Origin of the sequence: Actinomadura sp. (genome assembly GCF_044508335.1) — a bacterium.
In the GTDB taxonomy this organism is placed as follows: Bacteria; Actinomycetota; Actinomycetes; order Streptosporangiales; family Streptosporangiaceae; genus Spirillospora.
The window spans coordinates 1,302-7,433 of the sequence record NZ_JBIQHY010000193.1 but is presented as its reverse complement, the minus strand read 5'-3'; the positions used below and the strand labels follow the sequence as shown (position 1 = coordinate 7,433).

Below are 6,132 nucleotides of genomic sequence, written 5' to 3'. Positions count from 1 at the left end.
CCGTAGAGGCGGGCGACCGAGGCGTCGCGCACGGCCCAGGTGATGCGGGTGCCGGGCTCTTCGGCCGCGAGTTCGGCCAGGGCGAGCAGGGTGTTGGCGGCGGAGTGGCCCATGCCGACGACGAGCGCGTGCCGGCCGGCGAAGCGGTCGCGGTCGCGGCCGAGGACGTCCGGCAGCGGCCCGGTCAGGTGGGCGGCGGCCTCGTCCTCGCCCGGGGCGGGCAGCCCGGAGTGGCCGAGCGGGTTGGTGCTGCCCCACGTCCCGGAGGCGTCGATGACGGCGCGGGCCCGCAGGTCGGCGACCGTCCCGTCCGGCTCGCGGACGCGGACGAGCAGCGGGTGCTCGTCGCGTCCGATGGTGCGGGTCGTGTCCACGCCGTCGCGGGTCACGGCGAGCACGCGGGTGGACGTGCGGACGCGCCCGTTCAGCTGGGGCGTCTCGGCGAGCGGGACCAGGTAGTCGCGGACGAGTTCGGCTCCCGTGGGCAGGACGTCGGCGGGCGGCGCCGTCCACCCGGCCGGTTCGAGCAGCCGGCGGGCGGCGGCGTCGGTGTCGTACCGCCAGGGCGAGAACAGCCGGACATGTCCCCATTCGGAGATCGCGGCGCCGACCGTGGCGCCGGCCTCCAGGACGAGGAACTCCAGCCCGCGCTCGGCGAGGTGCGCGGCGGCCGCGAGCCCGACCGGCCCGGCCCCGATGACCACGACGGGATGCCGCGCGCCGGGCCGCTGGGCGGCCTCGTCGGTGAGGCACCCGCAGCCGGCATCGGTCTTGGCCTGCTCGACGGTCTTGTCCGGGTCCGCGGCCTGCTCGGCGTCCGTGCAGCACGCGCTGACGCCGCAGCAGCTCCCCTCGGCGGCCGGTGGGGCGGGCTCCTGCGGCTCTCTGCTCTCGGTCACGGCGTTCCTCCCTGAACCAGTCTGCTGCTTTGACGAGCATCAAAACAAGGGCCAGGTTGCCTCATCGCTTCGATAGATGTCAAATTAGATGTATGTCTAAGTTCCTGCGGTTGGACGACGTCGTGATGGAGGCGTGCTGCGCGCCGCTGAGCGGCCCGCTGCTCGGCGAGGCGGAGGCGGCCGAGCTGGCGAAGGTGTTCAAGGCGCTGGCCGATCCGGTGCGGCTGCGCCTGCTGAACATGATCGCTTCGGTGGAGGGCGGCGAGGCGTGCGTGTGCGACCTGACCGAGTCGTTCGAGCTGAGCGCGCCGACCATCTCGCACCATCTGAAGGTGCTGCGCCAGGCGGGTTTGATCGAGGGCGAGCGCCGGGGGACGTGGGTCTACTACAGGGTGATCCCGGAGGCGGTGGCCCGCCTCTCAGGTTTGTTCGCCATCCCCGCCTTCACCCCGGCGTGACGACCCCGCGCGCCGCCCGCCGGAGCGCGGTCGTGAGGCCCGCCGGCGGTCAGGATTCGGCGTGGGTGACGCGGATCTTGGATTGGCCGTGCGGGAGTTCCTCCCAGTCCTCCATGAACCGGGCGGCGAAACCGTGGCGTTCGGCGAGCCCGATCAGCGTTTCCGTCCGGTAGTAGAAGTCCTCGCGGAGGACGTGGTGCTCGGCTCCCTCCGTCCGGTCGAAGGTGAAGTCGAAGAAGCCGTCCGGTGCGAGCACTCGTCCGACGTTGGCGAGGCACTCGTCGATGACGTCGATGGGCGAATGGCTGAACACGCTGTGCGCGTGCACGACGGTGAAGTGCCGGGAAGGCAGGAACCGCAGCTTCAGGTCGTTGACGAGCGTCAGGTGCGGCACCTTGTTCTGCAGGTCCTGCTGGACGAGGGTGTTCTGCGCGGCGAGCAGGATGTCGGGCGAGATGTCGATGCCGTAGTAGTTGCCGGCGTCCAGGTAGTCGATGAACCGCCACCCGGCGCGCAGGTTGCCGCAGCCGATCTCCAGGATCCGGTCGTCGGGCTTGAGGCCGTGCTGGAGCAGGTAGTCGAACTGCATCCGGCCGAGTTTCAGCCAGCGGTCGCGGGTGGGGCTGCCGACGGCGGCCTCGGGGCTCTTGGCCGCGTCCGCCTTCATCACCGCTCGGTAGTACGCCACATGGCTCCGGTGGGCGACGCGGAGTTTCAAGTCGCGGGTGACCCTGGACAGGTAGCCCTTGATCTTGTCCGGGTTCTGGGTCGCATAGCGCAGTTTGTACGTCAGGCTCGCGCGGTTCCTCTGCACGCGCGGCGGCGGTTTCGTCATACGGCTCATCCCCGTGGGCGGTTCTGCGGTGTGGTGGGTGGTGCTCTACCCCGGCCGCCCGGCGCCCTACCTCGGGTTTGGCGGGTCTTGCCCCTGCCTATCGTCCGCGCTGACCAGCGGTAGGGCTGGACGGACGGCCGGCAGGGTTGCGGTGTAGTCGGAGAAGCGCTCGTCCACCTCTTGCGGGGTGAGGCCGAAGTCTTCGAGCGAGTAGCGGTGGGCCGGTTTCGCCGCGCCGGTGGTGCTCTCGTTGTGGAGCTGCGTCATCGCCGTTCTGGCCTCGTCGGTGAACGGAAGACCGAAACGGGTGTAGACGGCCTCGACGGTGCCGATCGGGTCGCGGACGAAGTCGTCGTAGTGGACGTCCGCGAACTGGTCGGGATCGTGGCGCGCCCGCACTTCGCGGAATCGGTCGAGGCCCCTGCTCCACAGGTCCAGCTGGTCGCGGCCGATGGTGGCGCCGGTGAACACGTCCGACCATCCGTCGGTGGCGTGCGCGGCGAGGCTGCACATGGACGCCATCGCGGTACGCGGCGTCCGGTGCGTCTGGACGATGAGCGCGTCGGGATAGACGTCGAGAAGCGCGTCCAAGGCGAAAAGGTGGCTGGGGTTCTTCAACACCCAGCGCCGGCCGGCGTCGTTGAGGCCGATGAGCTGCAGGTTGCGCCGGTGCCGTCGGTAGGCGGGCGTCCAGTCCTGTTCGGCGAGCCAGGACGAGTAGGTCGGCAGGTGCGCCAGGCATTCGAAGGAAATCGAGAGCATGCTCTGGCGGAGGAGCTGCCAGCACTCTTCGACGGAGTCCGCCGAAATGTAGTGGACGCCCATGAACTCGGGGTTCTCGACATGGTGGCGGCGGTATCCGGCGTCGATCGCCTGGAAGACCGGGTTGTCGGCCCAGGTCTCGCGGGGAGGACGCGGCTGCGGCACTTCGGCGAGCCACAGGTCGAGGCCCTGGTGGGCGGGGTCGGCGGTGAGGAGCCTGTGCAGCGCGGTCGTTCCGGTGCGCGGCAGGCCGGTGACGAAAATGGGCCGCTCGATGGGGACGTTCACATGTTCGGGGTGGCGTTTCCACGCGGCCTCGGAGAACTGCCGGGCGGCGAGCGCGCCGCGCAGCATCGCCCGCTGGGCCTTGTTCCCGAGCGGGGTGAGGCCGGCGTCCTTCGAAAGGGACTCCAGCAGCACCTTGAGCCCTTCGAGGTACTCGTCGCCGCCGAAGTCGTCCATCCCGGTGACCTTGCCGGCGGACGCGTGGAGGTCGTCGACCGTCCCGACGCTGTCGCGGCCTGCGCTCATCGGTACGCCCTTTCCTCGGGTGCCTAGTGGTGCCATTCGCCGGCGTTGACGTCCAGGCATTGCCCGGTGACCGCTCGGGCCAGCGGCGACAGCATGAACACCACGGCGTCGGCTACCTCGTCCGGCTCGGGCAGTTTCCGCAGGTCGGTCGTCGCGGCGTTCTCGTCGTAGATGTCCTGCGCGGTGACACCGCGCTTCTCGGCGAGGTAGTTGAAGTACCACTGGAGGTTGTCGGCCCAGATGTATCCGGGGGCGATGGTGTTGACCCGGATACCGCGCGGCCCCAGCTCGGTGGCCAGGTTCTGCGCCATCGCCAGGAGCGCGGCCTTGGCCATCTTGTAGGCGCCGAACGTCCGGCGGGAATGCCGGAGGACGGCCGAGTTGACCATCACGACCGACCCGCCGTGCTCTTCGAGGGCGGGGACGAAAAGCCTGGTGAGGTGCAGCGCGGCGAGCACGTTGGTTTCGAAGCCCGCCCGTACCGCGTCGAGATCGACCTTTGTGAGGTCCTTCAAGGGCGGTGTCGCGAAGGCGTTGTTGATCAGGCCGTCCACGCGCCCGAAAGCCTCTTGGGCCGTCTCCACCAGCCGCTCGCATGCGGCCGCGTCGTTGATGTCGGTCGGGACGGCGACGGCGCGCCGGCCGATGTCCTCGACTTCCTTGGCGACCTCGGCGAGCCGTTCCTCGCTGCGCGCCGCGAGCACCACGTCGGCGCCGGCCTTGGCGCACTGGACGGCGAGCCCGCGGCCCAGCCCCGGGCCGACTCCGGAAACGACGACGACCTTGTCTTCGAGTAGACCCGCCATCAGCCGAGCATCCTCTTCGCGACGGCGACCTGACGGGTCGCGATCTTGTCGGCCCATTCCTGCGGTGTGATCCGCTGCTCCTCATAGAACGGCAGGACTCGGGGCAGGTCGTCGAACTTCACGACCTCGGCCTTCGGGCCGTCCTCGGGTGTGAGGTCACGGCTGAGCCGCTGCCACCGGAACTGCAGGTAGCCGCGTCGGTGGCCCGTCCGCTCGATCCAGTTGGCGAGCCCGGGATCGCGCTCGCTGACGATGTAGCGGATCATCCCGTCCTCGTCCACGCGGGCCTGGTCGGCGGTGAGGCTCGTCTGGTGGTTGATGTAGTCGAGCGAGATGTACCACATGCTGCCGAGCTGAAAGCCCTGGTAGGGCGCCACTTCCCGGTCGGCGGCCGGCACGGTGATGACCATGACCTCGTCGTCGTCCAGGTCGTAGTGCCCGACGGACGAGAACTGCGTGGCCAGGCCGCCGGGCGTTGGGCGCGGCTCGGTCAGCGTGTTGACGGGCAGCCGCAGGTAGTGCCATTCGGGGAACGCCAGGAAGGTGCGGATCCTGGAGACCAGCATCTTCCCGGCGATCTGGTAGCGGCGGGCCATCCGTTCGGAGGGGACGGCCGGCGGTGACGTGCCGAGCGTGTCGGCCCGGTGGATGCGGATCTCGCCTGGCCGCTCGTTCTCCCAGTCGCTGAACACCTCCCGGACGATGAGCATCGCCGCACCTTTGGGAAGGGTGACGTAGCCGGGGCCGGGGTCATGCTTGGGCGGGCCGAACCGAAGTTGGAACGACCCGTCGTCGGCGATGTCGAGTTCGCGGTCGTCGAAGGCAGTGAGGCTGTCGGGCGACTGCGTGGGCGAATAGTCGCCGTTCATGACCTGGAAGCTGAGGTCGGCCGTTGTTCCCCGGCGTCCGGTCACGACGTATTCGGCGTCGTCCCGGATGTAGGCGTGGAAGTAGAGCGTGTCGGGATTGTCGAGCCCCAGCTTGGTGTACGGGCCGGTCGAGGACGCGAAGAACGGATAGTCCTGCTGGTAGGCGCCGACCATGTGCAGGGAGGCTTTGATGCTGCCGGCGAGGTAGTCGAGCCCCTCGGCCAGGTCCTGGTCGGTCTTGACGTGGGGAGCGGCGCGGATGATCCGCTCGGCCTCGACGACCGCGTCGGCGAACGAGCGCGTCGCGGCTTCGAACTGATCGGTCTTGCCTTCGGCTGAGTCGGTGGCCACCGGGCTCTCCTGGGGACGCGGGGCGCGGACGCCGTGCTCGCGATCGCGGCACTGAGGAACCAGAACCTAGAACCCGTTCTATACGCGGGTCAATGTCCGGTCCCGATCAATGGGAGGTGGTGAACTTCAGGCTCGGGGCGTCGTCCAGGGAGACCATGTACTCGTACGTCCGCCGGTGCCCGGTCTTCTCGACCAGCCACCGCCCGCCCTCGCCGCGGCGGTAGACGTCGTGGTAGAACGCGGCGCCGCGGATCAGCAGGTTGTGCTCCGGGATGATGATCGTGTCGTCCAGCGACCAGATGCCGGTGGCCCGATCCCCGTCCACGTCGATCTCCGGGCACCCGGCGGTGTGCGCGCTGATCTTGCCGCTGTCCAGGTTCTCCCGCATGTACTGGACGATCGCGTCCCGCCCCTCCAGTCGCAGCGTCTTGCCGAGCACGGGGGTGTCGTACTCGGCGACGGCGTCCTGCGTGAACACCTCGGCGAACTCGTCCCACAGCTTCAGGTCGACGCAGCGCAGGTAGCGGTACTTGAGCCGGCGGATCTCTTCCAGGGCAACCAGGTCCATGCGCCCAAGACTGGACCCTGCCGGTCTGGAAAACAAGAACTTGTTCTACTGCC

General features: G+C 69.1%; 7 protein-coding genes. 1 reads left to right on the top strand and 6 read right to left on the bottom strand.

Going from position 1 to position 6,132, the window contains the following annotated elements; genetic code table 11:
• On the bottom strand, nt 1-899 hold an 899-nt coding region (locus tag ACIWVC_RS33675), incomplete at its 3' end, for an FAD-dependent oxidoreductase (RefSeq protein ID WP_396455090.1).
• A gap of 92 nt (nt 900-991) precedes the next feature.
• Between ACIWVC_RS33675 and ACIWVC_RS33670 the strand changes: the two genes are divergently transcribed.
• Complete coding sequence (locus ACIWVC_RS33670; protein WP_396452875.1) at nt 992-1,357, top strand: ArsR/SmtB family transcription factor; 366 nt, start codon at nt 992-994, stop codon at nt 1,355-1,357.
• A 49-nt stretch (nt 1,358-1,406) separates the two neighbouring features.
• On the opposite strand, the gene ACIWVC_RS33665 is transcribed toward ACIWVC_RS33670, so the two are convergent.
• The 5 genes from ACIWVC_RS33665 to ACIWVC_RS33645 all read right to left on the bottom strand — a co-directional run bounded on the left by ACIWVC_RS33665 (nt 1,407) and on the right by ACIWVC_RS33645 (nt 6,079).
• Nucleotides 1,407-2,192, bottom strand: a complete 786-nt coding sequence (locus ACIWVC_RS33665; RefSeq protein ID WP_396452873.1) for a class I SAM-dependent methyltransferase — start codon at nt 2,190-2,192, stop codon at nt 1,407-1,409.
• Nucleotides 2,193-2,258: 66 nt separating this feature from the next.
• Nucleotides 2,259-3,485, bottom strand: a complete 1,227-nt coding sequence (locus tag ACIWVC_RS33660; protein ID WP_396452871.1) for a sulfotransferase family protein — start codon at nt 3,483-3,485, stop codon at nt 2,259-2,261.
• A gap of 23 nt (nt 3,486-3,508) precedes the next feature.
• Nucleotides 3,509-4,291, bottom strand: coding sequence for an SDR family oxidoreductase (locus ACIWVC_RS33655; protein WP_396452869.1), 783 nt, complete (start codon nt 4,289-4,291; stop codon nt 3,509-3,511).
• Nucleotides 4,291-5,511: a hypothetical protein gene (locus ACIWVC_RS33650; protein WP_396452867.1), complete on the bottom strand. Its 1,221-nt coding sequence runs from the start codon at nt 5,509-5,511 to the stop codon at nt 4,291-4,293. Before ACIWVC_RS33650 ends, ACIWVC_RS33655 begins: the two co-directional genes overlap by 1 nt.
• Nucleotides 5,512-5,617: 106 nt before the next feature.
• Entirely contained in the window at nt 5,618-6,079 is a 462-nt protein-coding gene (locus tag ACIWVC_RS33645) for a nuclear transport factor 2 family protein (protein WP_396455089.1), read from the bottom strand.
• Nucleotides 6,080-6,132: the final 53 nt, after the last annotated feature.

Excerpts from the sequence above, each read along its gene's own strand:
- ACIWVC_RS33670 (WP_396452875.1), top strand. The coding sequence starts at position 992 with ATGTCTAAGTTCCTGCGGTTGGACGACGTCGTGATGGAGGCGTGCTGC.
- ACIWVC_RS33665 (WP_396452873.1), bottom strand. The coding sequence starts at position 2,192 with ATGACGAAACCGCCGCCGCGCGTGCAGAGGAACCGCGCGAGCCTGACG.
- ACIWVC_RS33660 (WP_396452871.1), bottom strand. The coding sequence starts at position 3,485 with ATGAGCGCAGGCCGCGACAGCGTCGGGACGGTCGACGACCTCCACGCG.
- ACIWVC_RS33655 (WP_396452869.1), bottom strand. The coding sequence starts at position 4,291 with ATGGCGGGTCTACTCGAAGACAAGGTCGTCGTCGTTTCCGGAGTCGGC.
- ACIWVC_RS33645 (WP_396455089.1), bottom strand. The coding sequence starts at position 6,079 with ATGGACCTGGTTGCCCTGGAAGAGATCCGCCGGCTCAAGTACCGCTAC.